Genomic DNA, 17,073 nt, shown 5'->3' with positions numbered 1-17,073 from the left:
CTTCTAATAAACAAAACGATGAGGCAATCCCGTGGACAAGATTTTCCACCAACCACTGGGCGGCAACGAAATGCCGCGCTTCGCCGGCATCGCCACCATGATGCGTCTTCCCCATCTGCAATCGGCCAAGGGCCTGGATGCCGCCTTCGTCGGCGTGCCCCTGGACATCGGCACCTCCCTGCGTGCCGGCACCCGTTTCGGGCCGCGGGAAATTCGCGCCGAATCGGTGATGATCCGCCCTTACAACATGGCCACCGGCGCCGCGCCGTTTGACTCGCTGTCGGTTGCCGACATCGGCGACGTGGCGATCAACACCTTCAACCTGCTGGACGCCGTACGCATCATCGAAGAAGCCTACGACGAGATCCTCGAACACAATGTGATCCCGATGACCCTGGGTGGCGACCACACCATCACCCTGCCGATCCTGCGGGCGATCCACAAGAAACACGGCAAGGTCGGGCTGGTGCACATCGATGCCCACGCTGACGTCAACGACCACATGTTCGGCGAGAAAATCGCCCACGGCACCACCTTCCGCCGCGCGGTGGAAGAAGGCTTGCTGGATTGCGACCGCGTGGTGCAAATCGGCCTGCGCGCCCAGGGCTACACCGCCGAAGACTTCAACTGGAGCCGCAAACAGGGCTTCCGTGTGGTCCAGGCCGAAGAATGCTGGCATCACTCGCTGGCGCCCCTGATGGCTGAAGTGCGCGAGAAAGTCGGCGGTGGCCCGGTGTACCTGAGCTTCGATATCGACGGCATCGACCCAGCCTGGGCGCCCGGCACCGGCACCCCGGAAATCGGTGGCTTGACCACGATCCAGGCGATTGAAATCATCCGCGGCTGCCAAGGCCTGGATCTGATTGGTTGCGACCTGGTAGAAGTTTCGCCGCCGTACGACACCACCGGCAACACCTCGCTGCTGGGCGCCAACCTGCTGTACGAAATGCTCTGCGTATTGCCGGGCGTGGCGCACCGCTGATGAGCGCCCAGGCCGAGGTATTAAAAGCCGCGGCCGACCTGGTGTCGGCCTTCGCCCGCAATGATCGCGACGCCTACTTCGGTGCGTTCAGTGCCGACGCCAGCTTCGTGTTCTACACCCTCCCCCAGCCGCTGCTGAGTCGTGATGCCTACCAGGTGTTGTGGGACAGCTGGCGCCGGGACGAGGGGTTTGAGGTGCTGTCCTGCACCTCAAGCAACGCTTTCGTCAGCCTGCACGGTGACGTCGCGGTATTTGTGCATGACGTGGCCACCGAGCTGCGCATGAACGGGGAGCAATTCTTTAGCCAGGAACGCGAGACCATTGTCTTCAAGCGGCAAGGGGATCGCACACAACAAAAAGAAGGCCTGTGGCTGGCCTGTCACGAACATTTGTCCGCTATGCCGGAAGGGCTGCCGCCCCATTAGCCAATGTGATCGGAGCAGATCATGAATAATAAAAACAACGAAAACAGTATTCGCAACATAGAAACCAACGGCGTCGAACAGATCCCGGACCACGAACGTACCGCCGGGCCGAAGGATTTGTTTCGCCTGATTTTCGGCGGTGCCAACACCTTCGCCACCGCGGTGCTGGGGAGCTTTCCGGTGCTGTTTGGCTTGTCGTTCCAGGCCGGCGTCTGGGCGATTGTGCTGGGCGTGCTGGTGGGTGCGGTGATCCTCGCCCCCATGGGTCTGTTCGGTCCGATCAATGGCACCAACAACGCCGTGTCTTCCGGTGCGCATTTTGGTGTGCACGGGCGGATTGTCGGCTCGTTCCTGTCGCTGCTGACCGCTATCGCGTTCTTCTCACTGTCGGTATGGAGTTCAGGCGATGCGCTGGTGGGCGGTGCGAAACGTCTGGTGGGCTTGCCGGAAACCGACCTGACCCTGGGCCTGGCCTACGGCGTGTTCGCCATTCTGGTACTGACGGTGTGCATCTACGGCTTTCGCTTCATGCTGTGGGTCAACCGCATCGCAGTGTGGGCGGCGAGCCTGCTGTTCCTGCTGGGGATCTTCGCCTTCGCGCCGGCCTTCGACAGCCACTTCGCCGGCACCGTTGCCCTCGGCCAGACCGGCTTCTGGGCGGCGTTTATCGGTGCAGCACTGGTGGCCATGAGCAACCCGATTTCCTTCGGCGCGTTCCTCGGCGACTGGTCGCGCTACATCCCGCGGGAAACCTCGAAGATGCGGATCATGCTGGCGGTGGTGTTTGCGCAGATCGCCACGTTGATCCCGTTCCTGTTCGGCCTGGCCACCGCGACCATCGTGGCAATCAAGGCACCGGACTATATCGCGGCCAACAACTATGTCGGCGGCCTGCTGGCGGTGGCACCGAGCTGGTTCTTCCTGCCGGTGTGCCTGATCGCGGTGATCGGCGGCATGTCCACCGGCACCACCTCGCTGTATGGCACCGGCCTGGACATGTCCAGCGTGTTCCCGCGCCTGCTGTCGCGGGTCAAGGCAACGCTGCTGATTGGGGTGATGTCGATTGCCTTCATCTTTATCGGACGTTTCGCCGCCAACCTGGTGCAGAGCGTGTCGACCTTCGCCGTGCTGATCATCACCTGCACCACGCCGTGGATGGTGATGATGATCATCGGCCTGATCGTGCGCCGGGGTTACTACTGCCCGGATGACCTGCAAGTGTTCACTCGCGGCGAAACCGGCGGGCGCTACTGGTTCAGCCATGGCTGGAACTGGCGCGGCCTGGGGGCCTGGATCCCGAGTGCGCTGGTGGGCCTGTGCTTCGTCAACCTGCCGGGGCAGTTTGTCGGGCCGCTGGGCAACCTCGCCGACGGCATCGACATCAGCTTGCCGGTGACCCTGGGCCTGGCCTCGCTGGTGTACCTGACACTGCTTCGCGTGTTCCCTGAACCGGCTGCCGTCTACGGGCCGACTGTGGCGAGGGAGCCTGCTCCCGTTCGACTGCGCAGCAGTCGCGAGGCCGCCTGATGAATTGCATGGAATGGATTGGGGCTGCCGCGCAGCCCAGCGGGAGCAAGCTCCCTCGCCACACAGCCCCCTTTAGCCCCACATAAAAAAGATAATCGGAGACTCGCCGTCATGGCCTTAGATCTATTCGTCGTCCTCATCTACGCCGCCGGCATGCTGGTGCTCGGCTACTACGGCATGCGCCGCGCCAAGACCCATGAAGACTACCTGGTGGCCGGCCGCAACCTCGGCCCGACGCTGTACATGGGCACCATGGCCGCCACGGTGCTGGGCGGTGCGTCCACCGTCGGCACCGTGCGCCTGGGCTATGTACATGGTATTTCCGGTTTCTGGCTGTGCGCCGCGCTGGGCGCGGGGATCATTGCGCTGAACCTGTTCCTGGCCAAGCCGCTGCTGAAACTGAAAATCTTCACCGTGACCCAGGTCCTGGAGAAACGCTACAACCCCATGGCCCGCCAGGCCAGTGCGGTGATCATGCTGGCCTACGCGCTGATGATCGGCGTGACCTCGATCCTGGCCATCGGCACCGTGCTGCAAGTGTTGTTCGACCTGCCGTTCTGGATGTCGGTATTGGTAGGCGGTGGCGTGGTGGTGGTGTACTCGACCATTGGCGGCATGTGGTCGCTGACCCTGACCGACATCGTGCAGTTCGTGATCAAGACGGTCGGCCTGATGTTTATCCTGCTGCCAATCTGCCTGTACCGCGTCGGCGGTTGGGATGAATTGGTGGCCAAGCTGCCCGCGTCGAATTTCAGCTTCACTGAAATCGGCTGGGACACCATCATCACCTACTTCATGATCTACTTCTTCGGCATCCTGATCGGCCAGGACATCTGGCAACGGGTGTTCACCGCCCGTGACGAAAAGGTCGCCCAGTACGCAGGCACCTTCGCCGGTTTCTACTGCATCCTCTACGGCCTGGCCTGTGCGCTGATCGGCATGGCCGCCCACGTACTGATCCCGGACCTGGACAACGTCAACAATGCGTTCGCCGCCATCGTCAAAGTCTCGCTGCCCGACGGTATCCGCGGCCTGGTGATCGCCGCTGCACTGGCCGCGATGATGTCCACCGCCAGCGCCGGCTTGCTCGCCGCTTCCACCGTATTGACCGAAGACCTGCTGCCGCGCCTGCGTGGTGGCAAGCAGTCAAGCTTGAAGATCAACCGTCTGTTTACCTTGCTGACCGGTATCGCTGTGTTGGGTATCGCGCTGGTGGTGAGTGATGTGATCAGCGCACTGACCCTGGCGTACAACCTGTTGGTGGGCGGCATGTTGATCCCGCTGATCGGGGCGATTTTCTGGAAGCGTGCGACGACTTCCGGGGCGATCACCTCCATGACCCTGGGTTTTGTGACCGCGTTGGTGTTCATGATCAAGGATGGTTTGGACGCCAATACACCGATCTACTACAGCCTGGGCGTGGGCCTGGTGAGTTTTGTGCTGGTGAGTTTGCTGTCCCGTCGTCCGGAGGCTGTTGCGGCTCGGGCGATCTGAAAAAACAGTTGAAAGAAGCTTTCTTCAGCGGGTGCGACGTCGGATGTCGCACCCGTTTTTTTTATTCCCACATTGCCGAAACCGCCGGCGCTCTGGCCTGGATGACTTCCTGGACCAAAGACGCCCATACCAATCCCTGCGTGGTGCCCCCGGCATAAGTTGCCCCCGCGACAATGCGGTTGTAGGCGGACCAATGCACGATTGAAAGTCCATCTGCGGTGCCGGGCCTGACACATTCGATTTGTTGCAAGTCGCCACGTTCGATTGCGCGGCTGCAGGACTTTGGAAAGTGTCGAGAAACGGCAGCCAGGCACGCCGCCCGTATCTGTTCCTTGTACTGCGGCGTCGAATCGGGCGGCACCTGCCCGGCGGAGACAAGGATGCAGTTCCCGTCCAGGCGGCAATTCATGACGCCGATTGGCAGGTCGTACTCCAGCTTGAGTCCGCGCATGTCGACACCTTCATCATCAACGGCGCGCAGCTTGAAAAACCAGCCAATGATCGGGATGACCTCTGGTTCGTCCACCCCCATGGCCGTGACGACATAGTGCTCTCTACTCAGATCGGCAATTTGGACCGGACTCAGGTGCCGTGGCAGGAACTCAACCCCTGAGCGCTGCAAAAGCGTCACCATCTCATCCATTAAATGGATAAATTCCAGATCGTAGCCCGACACCTCAATCGCCCGCCCGACCTCGGGAACTCCATACATTGCCTGGAATTGCAGCTGACTGATCTCTGCAAGCTCACGCCCCGGCTTGCCACTCGGCCAAGGCCTGTTTTCGATATCCCGTTGCTCGCGGATCGCGGCCTCCGTGCCACTGGAGTCGTCCACATAGGCTCGTACAATTCGCGACCGTGCAAATCGTGCCAGCGATGGGTTGTCGGCCAGGAATTTTTCAAACAGCTCGATGCCTGCGCGATTGCACTCAATGGCCAGGTACTGATTTGCGGGAGTCAGGTAATCGTTAGGCAGCGGTTTTGCAGTCGTCTCCGTTGCTGACAGATGACGCATGTTCACCTGCTTGTGACTGGCACCATCGCGCTGCTGATTTCCTCCGTAAACCGTGACCTGATAATTTGCCAGGCGGAACATCACGGCTTGGAGCAGCCCGTTGATACCTCTGCCGATGATCGACACACGCGGCGCACCGGCATCGGCTTGCCGAGAGGGGATCGCCAAAGAGTGTGCGAGTTTGCGCCGGACAAGGCCGCGCAAGGCCATCAAGCTCAGTTGCACCGAGACCGCATAGTCGAGGTCGCAATGGCAGGCTTCGGTGGTGGCCGCCTGTGTGGTCAGCGTCGCCGGCTTGTACCATGTGGAGACACTGCAGCCGAGCGCTTGTGTGCGCACCCGAAACGCATCCAGTGTCCTGGGGCCGTAGTCCAATATGAGCTGGATGTCTTCGGAGATTGCCAGGGCCTGCAACGCATCGTCGCTAAAGACATCCGGCTTGGCGACACAGACAAGGCGAGCCTTCCGGTGCAGGCACTCAATGAGGGTCCGATCAATGCGATAAATGGATTCATCATTCAGGGATAAGCATAGGGCGACTGCATTGGCCCCCTCGAGCGCCTCAAGCCAGTCGTCAACCAATGAAACCCTGCAATCGGAAGAGGCGTTCCCGAAACTGTCCGGCACTCGATCGCGTCGATCCAACACCTTAATCCGAACATCCGGATCTCGAGCAAGCAACAACTTAACAAGCTCTTTCCCTACATTGCCGTATCCCAGTACACAGATGTCACGGGGCAAGGAGCCATCGGCCAGCGTCAGCCAGTGCGCAACATAGGCAGCAACATGCGGCGTATTGACCCCTGGCGTGTTAATCACTCGAACATTGTTGGACTCGCACAGATCCAATCGGATCTTATCCAGACTTGTACCTCTGCGGACCAAATAGAGTTCGCCAAATGGGTGGGATATACGCCATTGGTTGATGACGTCGGCATCAATAACCTGGTCTGCGACAACGAGCGTTGATGGGCGCAGCAGTGCAATCTGTATAAGCAGAGCCTGCTTGGTTAACGTCGGCGGGAAAAACACCACGTTGCCGGGTGCATCAGCTTTCCAGCCACGCGATGCAGGGGCGATATGCAAGATGTTTTCGGTGGTGGCAATAAGTGACGCGGCGACTGGCGGAACGGAAGAGAACATCATGGTTTTGTCTCCAACAGTTCTGACTGGCTCATACTCCGGAGAGCGCAACTCAATGAAGTTGGGGGCTTGTAAGAACTGCAAACGATACAAATCTTTTCGTGATGAAACTCAACCTACGCCTATCCTAATAATCAAATAAGCCCGTCGACTCTGACAAACAGGTAGTCCAATTCCGATACTTAATGGCAAAACTCGACTGACGCGCACACGTCCGGACTACCAATCGGTATTACCGTGGCATTGTTAAATTAAATATTTGAAGGATTATTCCGAAAGCAGGTGTCTTGAGAAAATCACCAAACCCCGGAAATGAAAACGTCCGGCCAAAGCCAGACGAAGAATTGAAGTACACAGCAACGGGTCATGATCAATCATGACTCCAATACATAGGCAAACCACCTGGCCGCGCCCAAACAAACATGCTTGAGCGCTTTCCAGGACTTACCTGCGACGCGGGCGACGCTGCTCGTCATCGGTGCGGATTGGCACCGGTTGCAGCGGTGGCTCGATCAAGCCGAGTGCGACGCCGAGGTCGTGCAGCCAGTTTTGCAGTTTCTCTTTCATGGTGCCCCCTTGGGGTAGTGCCGAGCGGCTGGAATTCTGTGGCCGCCTCCTACAGATAGTAGTCTTAAGTCTTACGTATTGCTTGAACGAAACCACAACGAACTATTACTGAATTGATCAAAATCCTGACGGATCGTTCAAGCAATCGCTCGGGTTTCGGTTTCCGGTAGCACCTTGCCCTCCTGCTGCAGGTCAATCCACGCATTGAGGTTAGCGCCGAGCATGCCCTTGCGCCACATCAACCAGGTGGTGGCGCTGGCAAAAGGCTCGGCCAGCGGATGAATGGACACGCTGTCCTTGCCCGGCAGGCTGTCGAGCATCGATTCCGACATCAACGCCACGCCGGAACCGGCGATTACACAAGCCAGCATGCCCTGGTAGGACTCGATCTCGATGGCCCGGCCCATGGCCACGCGATCGTGGGAAAACCAGGCTTCCAGGCGCGCCCGATAAGAACAACTGCGTCGGAAAGTGAACACCGAACGGCCGGCAACATCCTGCGGCCCACGCACCGGCGGATGATCCGCCTCGCAGATCAGCAGCAGGCGCTCTTCGCACAGCGGCACGCCGTCGAGGGTGGCCAGGGTCAACGGCCCATCCACCAATGCGGCGTCCAGGCGCCCGGTGATCAAGCCTTCCAGCAGTTCACCGCTGGGAGCTGACTGCACCTGCAGGTTCACCATCGGATACGCCTTGTGGTAACGCGCCAGCAGCTTGGGCAAATGAATCGCCGCCGTGCTGTACATGCTGCCGAGCACAAAGTCTCCAGCCGGTTGCCCGCCTTGCACCGCGCCATGGGCTTCGTCATGCAGGGCCAGCAGGCGCGCACTGTAGTCCAGCAGCACTTTGCCTGCAGGAGAAAGCTGCAAGCGCTGGCGCTCGCGCACGAACAGTTCGACGCCCAGCTGTTCTTCCATCTGTTTAAGCCGGGTCGACAGGTTGGACGGCACCCGGTGCAAGCGCTCAGCGGCACGGGTGATGGAGCCTTCCTCGGCCACGGCCTGGAAAATCCGCAATTGACTGAACTCCATCACCATTCTCCAAAACTGAACAAGTTACTCACTATTATTCATTTTTAAAGAAAGTCAATCCGCTTTAGCCTGATGGTCACTCGCTGCTCCCAGGAAAAACCACCATGTCACCGCTGATCCGCTTACTCGCCAGCTTTATCGCCCTGATGATGGCCATGGGCATAGGTCGATTCGCGCTCACCCCGCAAATGCCGCATTTGCTCAGTGAAGGGCAGATCGACCTGACCGGCGCCGGCCTGATTGCGGCGGCCAACTACCTGGGTTATTTCGTCGGTGCGGTGGATTCGATCTTTGCCCGCAGCCATCATCATGTACGCGGGCGTTTGTACGGTGGGCTGTGGCTGTGTGTGTTGCTGACCCTGGCGTCGTACTGGGCCCACGGGTTCTGGCCGCATCTGTTGTTGCGCTTTGGTACCGGTGTAGCCAGTGCCTGGGCGCTGGTGATGATTACCAGCCTGAGCCAGCCGCTGGCCATTGCGGCCGGGCGCCCACGCCTGGGTGCGCTGGTATTTGCGGGGCCGGGGCTGGGAATTCTGTTGACCGGGTTGCTGGCGCTGGGCTCCAACCTGTTGGGGCAAGACTCTGCAACCTTGTGGCTGGTGTATGGGGTAGTCGCCCTGGTCATGCTGCTGGCAATCCTGCCGTTCCTGCCCAAGCCTTCTGCTGCCGACTCGCCCGCTGCCAGCCACACCGACGTGGCCAGCAACGGCAGCATCACACATCTGTGCTGGATCTACGTGTTGTATGGCCTTGGCTACATCATCCCGGCGACATTCCTGTCACAGATGGCCAGCGCGCAATTCAAGGGCGCATGGCAAGCAGACCTGTTCTGGCCCTGCTTTGGCCTGGCTGCCGCGATTGGCGTGGTGGCGGCAAGTTTGCGCCGCAAGGACCCGGACACTACCCGTCGCTGGCTGATGACAACCCTTTGGCTGCAAGCGGCCGGGGTGTTTGCCTGCCTGCTGGGCAACGGTTGGGGGCTGGCGCTGGGGGTGTTGCTGTGCGGTGGGCCATTCCTGGCGTGCATGCAACTGGTGATGGCGCGCTTGCGTGAGGTCGCCCCCCACGGCTACCAGCGCAGCACCGGGTTGCTGACCGCCAGCTTTGCGATCGGCCAATTGAGCGGTCCGTTGCTGGCGTCGGTGAGCAGCCACCTCAGCGGCGGCCTGCAACCGGCGCTGGTGGTAGCAGGCGCCGGTTTGTTGGTGGCCGGATCGGTACTGGTCAGCCGGCAACCATCGACACAGGCGCGCGAACCTGTTCACGCCGCGCCAACACCAGGAAAAACAGCCCACCCAGGAAGCAGCCGGTAAACCAGGCGAAATTGGCCATGCCCTGCAGCGCCGGGGTGAAGGTGATCGCGACGCCTACCAGCGTCGCGGGCACCAGTGCCTTGACCGCCGTCCAGTTCACGCCGCCGTCAAAGTAGTAGCGCCCGCTCGGGCTGTCATCGAACAACGCATCCACGTCGATCTTCTGTTTTTTGATCAGGTAGAAATCCACCAGCAGAATCCCGAACAACGGCCCGATAAACGCGGCGAGGATATCGAGGGTGTAGTGGATCATCAGCGGGTTGTTGAACAGGTTCCATGGGGTGATGAAGATCGAGGCCACCGCCGCAATCATTCCACCGGCACGCCAGCTGATTTTGCTCGGTGCCACGTTGGCGAAGTCAAAGGCCGGCGAGACGAAGTTGGCGACGATGTTGATGCCGATAGTCGCAGTGACAAAGGCGAACGCCCCCAGCAACACAGCCATGTCATTGTCGATGCGCGAAACGGTGGCAATCGGGTCGTGGAGCATTTCGCCGAACACCGGCAAGGTGCCCGAGACGATCACCACGGTGACCAGGGAGAACGCCAGGAAATTTACCGGCAAGCCCCAGAAATTTCCGCGACGCACGTCTTTCATCGTGCGGCAGTAGCGGCTGAAATCACCGAAGTTCAAGGTCGGCCCGGAAAAGTACGACACCACCAACGCGGTTGCCACGATGATTTGGCCAAACGCCTGCCAGCCTGATAGGGATTTTTCCGCCAGGGTGAAGCTGATATTGGCCCAGCCAGCCTTCCAGACGATCCAGCCTGCCAGGGCAAACATCACCGCATAGACCACAGGCCCCGCCCAGTCGATGAAACGACGGATGGACTCCATGCCCGCCCAGAACACCAGCGCCTGGAGCGTCCACAGGCTGAGGAAACCGAACCAGCCCAGGTACGACAGGCCGGCAAAGTGCGGCTCTGCGTATACCGCCATCTGTGGGAAAAAGCGCAGCACCACGATGATCAATGCACTGGACGCCAGGTATGTCTGGATCCCGTACCAGGCCACTGCGATCAACCCACGAATCACCGCCGGGATATTCGCCCCGAATACCCCAAAGGCCAACCGGCAGATTACCGGGTACGGCACTGCCGCCTGCTGGCTCGGCTTGGCCACCAGGTTGGCGATCAATTGCACAATACAAATCCCGGCGAGCAAGGCGATCAATACCTGCCAACTGGCCAGCCCCAGGGCGAACAGGCTGGCGGCGAATACGTAGCCGCCGACGCTGTGCACGTCGCTCATCCAGAAGGCGAAGATGTTGTACCAGTTCCATTTTTGCGGCAGCGGTCCCAGGTCCTGGTTGTACAGGCGCGGGCTGTAGCCTTTGGGCAATTGTTCGGTCATCGCAGGGCTCCTCGTAAATACCGGCCTGCCACCCGCGACGGGAGTGCGTACGGGAGGCGACATGGTTTGTATACGAGTTGTTGAGCAGAATGCGTGCCAATGCAATAAAACTCGGCACAATCCCCCGTGGAGCTTGGCTCTTCAGGCGGCGTAGAGACGATTGAACGGTGGTGATTCGCTCAGCGATGGTGCAGGGCAATCCTGTACACAATCAATTGTGCACCCTGCGCGCACATTGATAGCCCACGGTGCAGCAAACGGCAGTCAGGAAGGTGCCCCAGGCGATGTCCATGAAGGCCAAACCGGCGGACCAGCCCTGCAGGGTTGCCCAATTGCTCAGGTCATAGGTGCCGTAGGCTACCAATCCCAGGAGTGCACCAAGCCGCGCGGCACGCTGCCAGCCGCCGCTCGCCAACGCAGGCAGGACGACAAGCACCACACAACCGAATACATAGAGGAGATAGAACGCCACGGCTGGGAACAGGCGCGGCTGATCAAGCATCAACGGGCCGAGCAGCGCTTTGTAGGTCGGGCCCATGAGGACACCGAGCCACAGGCCGTCAAGAATCAGAAAGGCAAGCAACGTACCGAGGTAGGCGAAAAGCGTTTTTCTGGACATTGAGGCGGCCTTCTGCAGGAGCAAGCGTGCTCCTACAGAAGAGCAAACCACGATCAGCTTAGTTCAATGCGATCCGCGTGGATCACAATCTGACCCTGCTTGTAGAGGGCGCCGATGGCCTTCTTGAAGTTGCCTTTGCTGACACCGAACAAACTGCTGATCAGTGCCGGGTCGCTTTTATCGCTGACCGGCAAGGTGCCGTTGTTGTCGCGCAACTTGGCGAGGATCTTCGAGTTCAGGCTGGAGGCCGCTTCTTCACCCACAGGCTGCAGGCTCAGGCTGATATTGCCGTCGGCGCGGATTTCCTTGATGAAGCCTTTCTCTTCCTTGCCCGGGCGCAGGAACTTGAACACTTCGTTCTTGTGGATCAGGCCCCAGTGCTTGTTGTTGATAATGGCCTTGAAGCCCATGTCGGTGGCTTCGGCTACCAGCAAGTCAACTTCCTGGCCGACCTTGTAGGTGGCCGGGGTCTTGTCCAGGTAGCGGTCAAGGCGTGCGGTGGCGGTGATGCGCTTGGTGTGTTTGTCGAGGTAGACGTGTACCACGCAATACTCACCGGCGGTCAGCTGGCGCTTTTCTTCGGAGTAAGGCAGCAGCAGATCCTTGGGCAGGCCCCAATCGAGGAATACACCGATACTGTTGACTTCAACCACTTTCAGACTGGCAAATTCACCCACCTGTACTTTTGGTTTTTCGGTGGTCGCGATAAGTTTGTCATCGCTGTCCAGATAAATGAAAACGTTGAGCCAGTCTTCATCTTCACTGGGAATATCTTTGGGGATATATCGGTTGGGCAAGAGGATTTCGCCCTCTTGATCACCATCCAGGTACAAACCAAAGTTAGTGTGTTTAACCACTTGCAAGCTGTTGTAGCGCCCGACTAAAGCCATCTCAAATACCCTCATTGCGTGGGCGGCATTCTACCCGAGTTGACGACGGCGGTCCCGCGTACCGGCGTACAGGCCTGAAAAATCATGGGTTTGCCGAGAAGCGCCCCGCTCGTCAGGTCATCGGGCTGAATCCAGCCAGTACCCACGGCCGGATTTCCTCGAGGGTTTCGAGTTAAAACAGCAAGTTAGGTGAGTATTTCACTTAATAATCCAGGCGAATCATAAACCCTGCGTATATTTCAGGGGGATATTTGCCAAGCAATTGTCAAGCATTTCATGTACGATGCATGGCCAAGTTAATTCTCTACAGGTTAGTGGCCGCCATGCGCGTAAAAGCATCCAACAGCAAAGCAAAGCCAGCTCCCGCCGTTGAAACCAGCGAATCGATCAACAGCCAAATTGCTGCATTCCTCAAGCAGGGCGGCGAAATCCAGCAGATTGCCAAAGGCGTAAGCGGCCAGACTTTCGGCCCGTCCAAGCAGATCACCCTGGGTAAAAAGTAAGACTCGCGCATTACACCTGGTCCCTATGCGCTTTGCCTTTCAAGGCGCTAGGACTAGAGCCCGCACTACCCTCTGATACACCCCTTTATTACGCCAATCGACGAACGGGCCTCATCTGCGAACCATCGCCGGTATGCTTGCACACGTCTAGATCGGGCATTTGCCTGATATTTCCCGTTACTGCTCCTCGCTTTTCATGGAGTGAAGCATGCTCAAATCCTGCATATTCCTGGCCGGTGCCCTGTTGGCCAGCCCCCTCGCCGAAGCGCAGGTTTTCCAGCGTGAATTGGGTGATTTCGACCTGAAATTGGGCACGACACCCAGCCGAAGCATGGCTCAAGGCCTGGTAAAGCCCACGGCGCCCGGGAGCGACTCGTTCCATGGCGGCCTGGACCTGAGCCACGGCAGCGGCCTGTACCTCGGCCAATTCTCACCGAGCATGGGCATTTCCCCGACCAGCAACCTGGAAGTCGACTCCTACCTGGGTTTCAAACGCCCCTTCGACCAGACCCTGGGTTATGAACTGGGGATGATTCACTACAGCTATCCCAAGCTGAGCCCCCTCGACAGCCAGGAGTTCTACGGCGGCCTGACCTTGCTGGGCAATCGCTTCGGCGCCTCCTTCAGCAACGACCCGGACCGGCAGGACAGCACCCTGTTCGCCGACCTCGGCGGCACCAAGCCGTTCGGCATCGGCGTCAGCATGAAATACACCACCCACCAGCTCGGCACCCCGGTCTCGGTGGCCGATGGCAGCTCGATCCGCAGCTTCAGCGACTGGTCGGTACAATTTTCCAGGCCATGGATGGGCGTCGACCTGAACCTGATCTACAGCGACTCCAGCCTCAGCGGCGGCGATTGCTCGGCCTACTCCGGACACAACTCGCAATGCGACGGGCTGTTGACCCTGAAGGCCGAGCGGGCGTTTTATTGATGGGCTGAACTGTCGCCGCCCTGACGGGTTCAGATGCAATACTCTCGTCTGCGCAAGGACTCGCTCATGCTGCGTCGGTTAAAATTTCTGGTGATGTTGCTGACCCTCAGCCTGGTGCTTGCCGGCTGCAATCGGGTGGGCCTGGCCTATCGCAATCTGGATGTGATCATCCCCTGGACCCTCAGCGACTACCTGGAAATGAACGCCGGGCAGAAGAGCTGGTTCAACGACACACTCAAGGAACACCTGGCCTGGCATTGCACCACACAATTGCCGGGCTACCTGGACTGGCTCGATCGCCTGCAACAGATGGTCGACACCAACCAGGTGACCGACGCCGCCCTGCAAACCCGTACCGCCGAAGCCAAACAAGCCATTGCCGAGAGCGCCCGGGCGATCACGCCGTCCGCCGTCGAGCTACTGCAGGGGCTGGACGACCAGCAAGTACAGGATATGGAGCAAGCGTTCGCCAAGGACCTGCGCAAGCGTCAGGACGAATACCTGAAACCGCCCCTCGAGCAGCAGATCAAGGAACGCGCCGAGCGCATGAACAAGCGCCTCGATGCGTGGCTCGGGCCGTTAAGTGCCAGCCAGCAGAATCGCGTCACCGCCTGGTCGATCGCCTTGGGTGAGCAGAACCAACAATGGATTGGCAACCGCGCCCACTGGCAAACACTATTTATCGCAGCCGTCAAAGACCGCCACAGCAGCGATTTCCCACAGAAGATCGAGCAACTGCTGGTGAACCGCGAAAGCCTGTGGACGCCGGAATATCGCCAGGCCTACGCCCAGACCGAAGCCGCTGCCCGCAGCCTGATCGTCGACCTGATGGCGGAAAGCACCGTGCAACAACGCCAGAAGCTGACACAAAAGATCGACAAGGTGCGCAGCGACTTCAAGGCCCTTAAATGCCTGAAGGCTGGCACCCCGTAGTCATCAGGCAATCTGTGGTTTGGAAGCCAGTTCATCAAACGTCGCCGGATCCAGCGCATCCGCCTGCTCGTCCAGCACCTGACGCGGGTGATTATCACCGGGGATACAGCTGTCGATCAGGCTCAGCAACTGTGAGCCGCGCTGGGTCAATTTGAAGTTCTCACCATTGCCGCACTCTTCCTCTGACCGCGACTCAATAAAGCCGTGCTTGAACAACAACGCCTCGTAATCCGCCGCGAGCTTTTTAAACTCATCGAGATTACCGATGGGCTCTCCGGCGGCGGCCCTTTTAGTCGCTTCTTCCTCGGCGTATTTGCGTGGGGCGAAGCTGGCGCCACCGTTCTGTACCTCATGCAACAGTCGTTCGATCAAATCCCAATCGTAAGTCGTCATCCTGATTCCTCCTGAAGGCACACGAAATAGGCCCTTCAAAGGTGTGACATGCCGGACCCGTCGTCCGTTCAGCCTAGCGGACGGACGCGATTTCGCTGAACTTTTCAGTGCTCACGGCCCTCAACCGTTCATCACCGCCATGGAGGTCCGAATCATGAAAACCCTGCTGAATATGGCCGTCGCCGCCACGCTGCTTGCCGCCCTGCCCGCCTGGGCCTGCACGCCGGAAGAAGCCACCGCCAAACGTGAGCAACTGGCCAAGAAGGTGACCGAGCTCACCCAACAGAATCCAGAGAAGGCCAAGGAGATCAACGAAGAACTGCAGAACATGAAGCTGGAAACCGCCAGCGCAGACCTGCCCGACAAGTGCCAACTGATCGACCAGCGCCTCACGGAACTCAATGAGGCGACCGACAAAACTAAAAACTGAGGCGAAAAAAAACCGGACATTGTCCGGTTTTTTTATGGCTCAAGCTTTACTCGGCAGCCGGTGCTTCCGGCTTGCGGCGCTTCAGAGGCGCCATGCCGTCCTTGCTGACCAACGACAGGTTGTCGGTCTTTGGACGGTTGGCAATCTTGCGCTTGGTCGGCGACTTGGCACCGGCCTTCTTCTTGTCGCCCTTGGCGTCGACCTTTTTCTTCTTCACGCCAACGGCCTTGCCCGATGCCTTGACCTTCTTCGGCCCGCCGTAGGTGCCTTTGACTTCCTTGATGGTGCGGCGCTCGAACGACTGCTTCAAGTAGCGCTCGATGCTCGACATCAGGTTCCAGTCGCCATGGCAGATCAGCGAGATCGCCAGGCCATCGTTGCCGGCACGCCCGGTACGACCGATACGGTGCACGTATTCGTCGCCGCTGCGGGGCATATCAAAGTTGATCACCATGTCCAGGCCGTCAACATCCAGGCCGCGGGCGGCAACGTCGGTGGCGACCAGGATCTTCACGCCGCCTTGCTTGAGGCGGTCGATGGCCAGCTTGCGGTCCTTCTGGTCTTTCTCACCGTGCAGGACGAACGCCTTGTACTCCTGAGCCACCAGGCGACCGTAGATGCGGTCGGCCATGGCCCGGGTGTTGGTGAACACGATAGCCTTCTGATAGGTCTCGTTGGCCAGCAACCAGTTGAGGATCTGCTCTTTGTGCACGTTGTGGTCAGCAGTGATGATCTGCTGACGGGTGGTCGAGTTCAGGTCGCTGACGTTGTTGACCTGCAGGTGCTCAGGGTTGTTCAGGACCTTGGCGACCATGTCGCGCAGGGTCGAACCACCGGTGGTGGCCGAGAACAGCATGGTCTGCTGGCGGTTGACGCACTCTTGCACCAGGCGCTGCACGTCGTCGGCAAAGCCCATGTCGAGCATGCGGTCGGCTTCGTCGAGCACCAGGACTTCAACTTCCTTGAGGTCCAGGTTGCCGGCGTTCAGTTGTTCGATCATCCGGCCCGGGGTGCCGATCAGGATGTCCGGCACCTTGCGCAGCATGGCGGCCTGGACCTTGAAGTCTTCGCCGCCGGTGATCAGGCCGGACTTGATGAAAGTGAACTGCGAGAAGCGCTCCACTTCCTTCAAGGTCTGCTGGGCCAGTTCGCGGGTCGGCAGCAGGATCAGGGTCTTGATGCTGACACGGACTTTCGCCGGGCCGATCAGACGGTTAAGGATCGGCAGGACGAAAGCGGCAGTCTTGCCACTCCCGGTTTGAGCCGTCACCCGCAGGTCACGCCCTTCGAGCGCGAGCGGGATGGCCGCTGCTTGCACAGGCGTTGGCTCGACAAATTTAAGCTCGGCCACGGCTTTGAGCAGGCGTTCGTGCAGGGCGAATTGGGAAAACACGGGTGCTACCTCGAAGAAATACAAAAAAACAGCTGCATAGGGTAACGGTTTCGGGCGCTCAGGCCGAGTTTCTTTACGCGAACTGGGTTAATCAGGCGCTTTTTTGTCAGGGGATTTGTCCACAACC

17 protein-coding genes are annotated in these 17,073 nt (G+C 59.3%); 9 read left to right on the top strand and 8 right to left on the bottom strand.

Going from position 1 to position 17,073, the window contains the following annotated elements:
- Positions 1-31: 31 nt before the first annotated feature.
- From speB to QF039_RS03760, 4 genes are all read left to right on the top strand, one after another.
- Positions 32-982 (top strand): agmatinase, encoded by a 951-nt coding sequence (gene speB / locus QF039_RS03775; RefSeq protein ID WP_003210733.1) that lies wholly within the window; start codon positions 32-34, stop codon positions 980-982.
- Entirely contained in the window at positions 982-1,407 is a 426-nt protein-coding gene (locus tag QF039_RS03770; RefSeq protein WP_003210732.1) for a nuclear transport factor 2 family protein, read from the top strand. The genes speB and QF039_RS03770 overlap by 1 nt, the downstream gene beginning before the upstream one ends.
- Before the next feature lie 21 nt (positions 1,408-1,428).
- Positions 1,429-2,934 (top strand): cytosine permease, encoded by a 1,506-nt coding sequence (locus QF039_RS03765; protein WP_307517013.1) that lies wholly within the window; start codon positions 1,429-1,431, stop codon positions 2,932-2,934.
- 111 nt (positions 2,935-3,045) lie between these two features.
- Positions 3,046-4,428: a sodium:solute symporter gene (locus QF039_RS03760; RefSeq protein WP_003210730.1), complete on the top strand. Its 1,383-nt coding sequence runs from the start codon at positions 3,046-3,048 to the stop codon at positions 4,426-4,428.
- A 61-nt stretch (positions 4,429-4,489) separates the two neighbouring features.
- Here the strand turns inward: QF039_RS03760 and QF039_RS03755 are convergent, their stop codons facing one another.
- From QF039_RS03755 to QF039_RS03745, 3 genes are all read right to left on the bottom strand, one after another.
- A complete protein-coding gene (locus QF039_RS03755) occupies positions 4,490-6,589 on the bottom strand; it encodes an FAD-dependent oxidoreductase (RefSeq protein WP_307517012.1) in 2,100 nt (699 codons plus the stop codon).
- A gap of 441 nt (positions 6,590-7,030) precedes the next feature.
- Positions 7,031-7,153 carry a PA1414 family protein gene (locus tag QF039_RS03750; RefSeq protein ID WP_003210728.1) on the bottom strand — a complete coding sequence of 41 codons (123 nt, stop codon included), beginning with the start codon at positions 7,151-7,153 and terminating at the stop codon, positions 7,031-7,033.
- A gap of 137 nt (positions 7,154-7,290) precedes the next feature.
- A complete protein-coding gene (locus QF039_RS03745; RefSeq protein WP_003210727.1) occupies positions 7,291-8,184 on the bottom strand; it encodes a LysR family transcriptional regulator in 894 nt (297 codons plus the stop codon).
- A gap of 104 nt (positions 8,185-8,288) precedes the next feature.
- Here QF039_RS03745 and QF039_RS03740 point away from each other — a divergent pair, with 104 nt between their 5' ends.
- Positions 8,289-9,497, top strand: a complete 1,209-nt coding sequence (locus tag QF039_RS03740) for an MFS transporter (RefSeq protein WP_003210726.1) — start codon at positions 8,289-8,291, stop codon at positions 9,495-9,497.
- On the opposite strand, the gene QF039_RS03735 is transcribed toward QF039_RS03740, so the two are convergent.
- The 3 genes from QF039_RS03735 to QF039_RS03725 all read right to left on the bottom strand — a co-directional run bounded on the left by QF039_RS03735 (position 9,409) and on the right by QF039_RS03725 (position 12,360).
- Complete coding sequence (locus QF039_RS03735; RefSeq protein WP_008438164.1) at positions 9,409-10,851, bottom strand: NCS1 family nucleobase:cation symporter-1; 1,443 nt, start codon at positions 10,849-10,851, stop codon at positions 9,409-9,411. The two genes, QF039_RS03740 and QF039_RS03735, sit on opposite strands and share 89 nt — an antisense overlap.
- Positions 10,852-11,062: 211 nt before the next feature.
- Positions 11,063-11,470, bottom strand: a complete 408-nt coding sequence (locus QF039_RS03730; protein ID WP_177035913.1) for a DUF2177 family protein — start codon at positions 11,468-11,470, stop codon at positions 11,063-11,065.
- A gap of 53 nt (positions 11,471-11,523) precedes the next feature.
- Positions 11,524-12,360 (bottom strand): S1 RNA-binding domain-containing protein, encoded by an 837-nt coding sequence (locus QF039_RS03725; RefSeq protein ID WP_008438162.1) that lies wholly within the window; start codon positions 12,358-12,360, stop codon positions 11,524-11,526.
- A 323-nt stretch (positions 12,361-12,683) separates the two neighbouring features.
- On the opposite strand from QF039_RS03725, the gene QF039_RS03720 reads away from it, so the two are divergent.
- From QF039_RS03720 to QF039_RS03710, 3 genes are all read left to right on the top strand, one after another.
- Positions 12,684-12,863, top strand: coding sequence for a hypothetical protein (locus tag QF039_RS03720; protein ID WP_003210722.1), 180 nt, complete (start codon positions 12,684-12,686; stop codon positions 12,861-12,863).
- 208 nt (positions 12,864-13,071) lie between these two features.
- Positions 13,072-13,797 carry a TorF family putative porin gene (locus tag QF039_RS03715; protein WP_003210721.1) on the top strand — a complete coding sequence of 242 codons (726 nt, stop codon included), beginning with the start codon at positions 13,072-13,074 and terminating at the stop codon, positions 13,795-13,797.
- A gap of 66 nt (positions 13,798-13,863) precedes the next feature.
- Positions 13,864-14,730 carry a DUF6279 family lipoprotein gene (locus tag QF039_RS03710; RefSeq protein ID WP_003210720.1) on the top strand — a complete coding sequence of 289 codons (867 nt, stop codon included), beginning with the start codon at positions 13,864-13,866 and terminating at the stop codon, positions 14,728-14,730.
- A gap of 3 nt (positions 14,731-14,733) precedes the next feature.
- Here the strand turns inward: QF039_RS03710 and QF039_RS03705 are convergent, their stop codons facing one another.
- The gene (locus QF039_RS03705; protein WP_003210719.1) at positions 14,734-15,123 is read right to left on the bottom strand and encodes a hypothetical protein; all 390 of its coding nucleotides are present in this window, start codon (positions 15,121-15,123) and stop codon (positions 14,734-14,736) included.
- 154 nt (positions 15,124-15,277) lie between these two features.
- Here QF039_RS03705 and QF039_RS03700 point away from each other — a divergent pair, with 154 nt between their 5' ends.
- A complete protein-coding gene (locus QF039_RS03700; protein ID WP_102368338.1) occupies positions 15,278-15,553 on the top strand; it encodes a hypothetical protein in 276 nt (91 codons plus the stop codon).
- 46 nt (positions 15,554-15,599) lie between these two features.
- On the opposite strand, the gene QF039_RS03695 is transcribed toward QF039_RS03700, so the two are convergent.
- A complete protein-coding gene (locus tag QF039_RS03695; RefSeq protein ID WP_063034035.1) occupies positions 15,600-16,946 on the bottom strand; it encodes a DEAD/DEAH box helicase in 1,347 nt (448 codons plus the stop codon).
- Positions 16,947-17,073 lie beyond the last annotated feature (127 nt).

Origin of the sequence: Pseudomonas sp. W2I6 (genome assembly GCF_030815935.1) — a bacterium.
Taxonomy (GTDB): Bacteria; Pseudomonadota; Gammaproteobacteria; order Pseudomonadales; family Pseudomonadaceae; genus Aquipseudomonas.
This window is presented reverse-complemented; position numbering and strand designations above follow the sequence as displayed.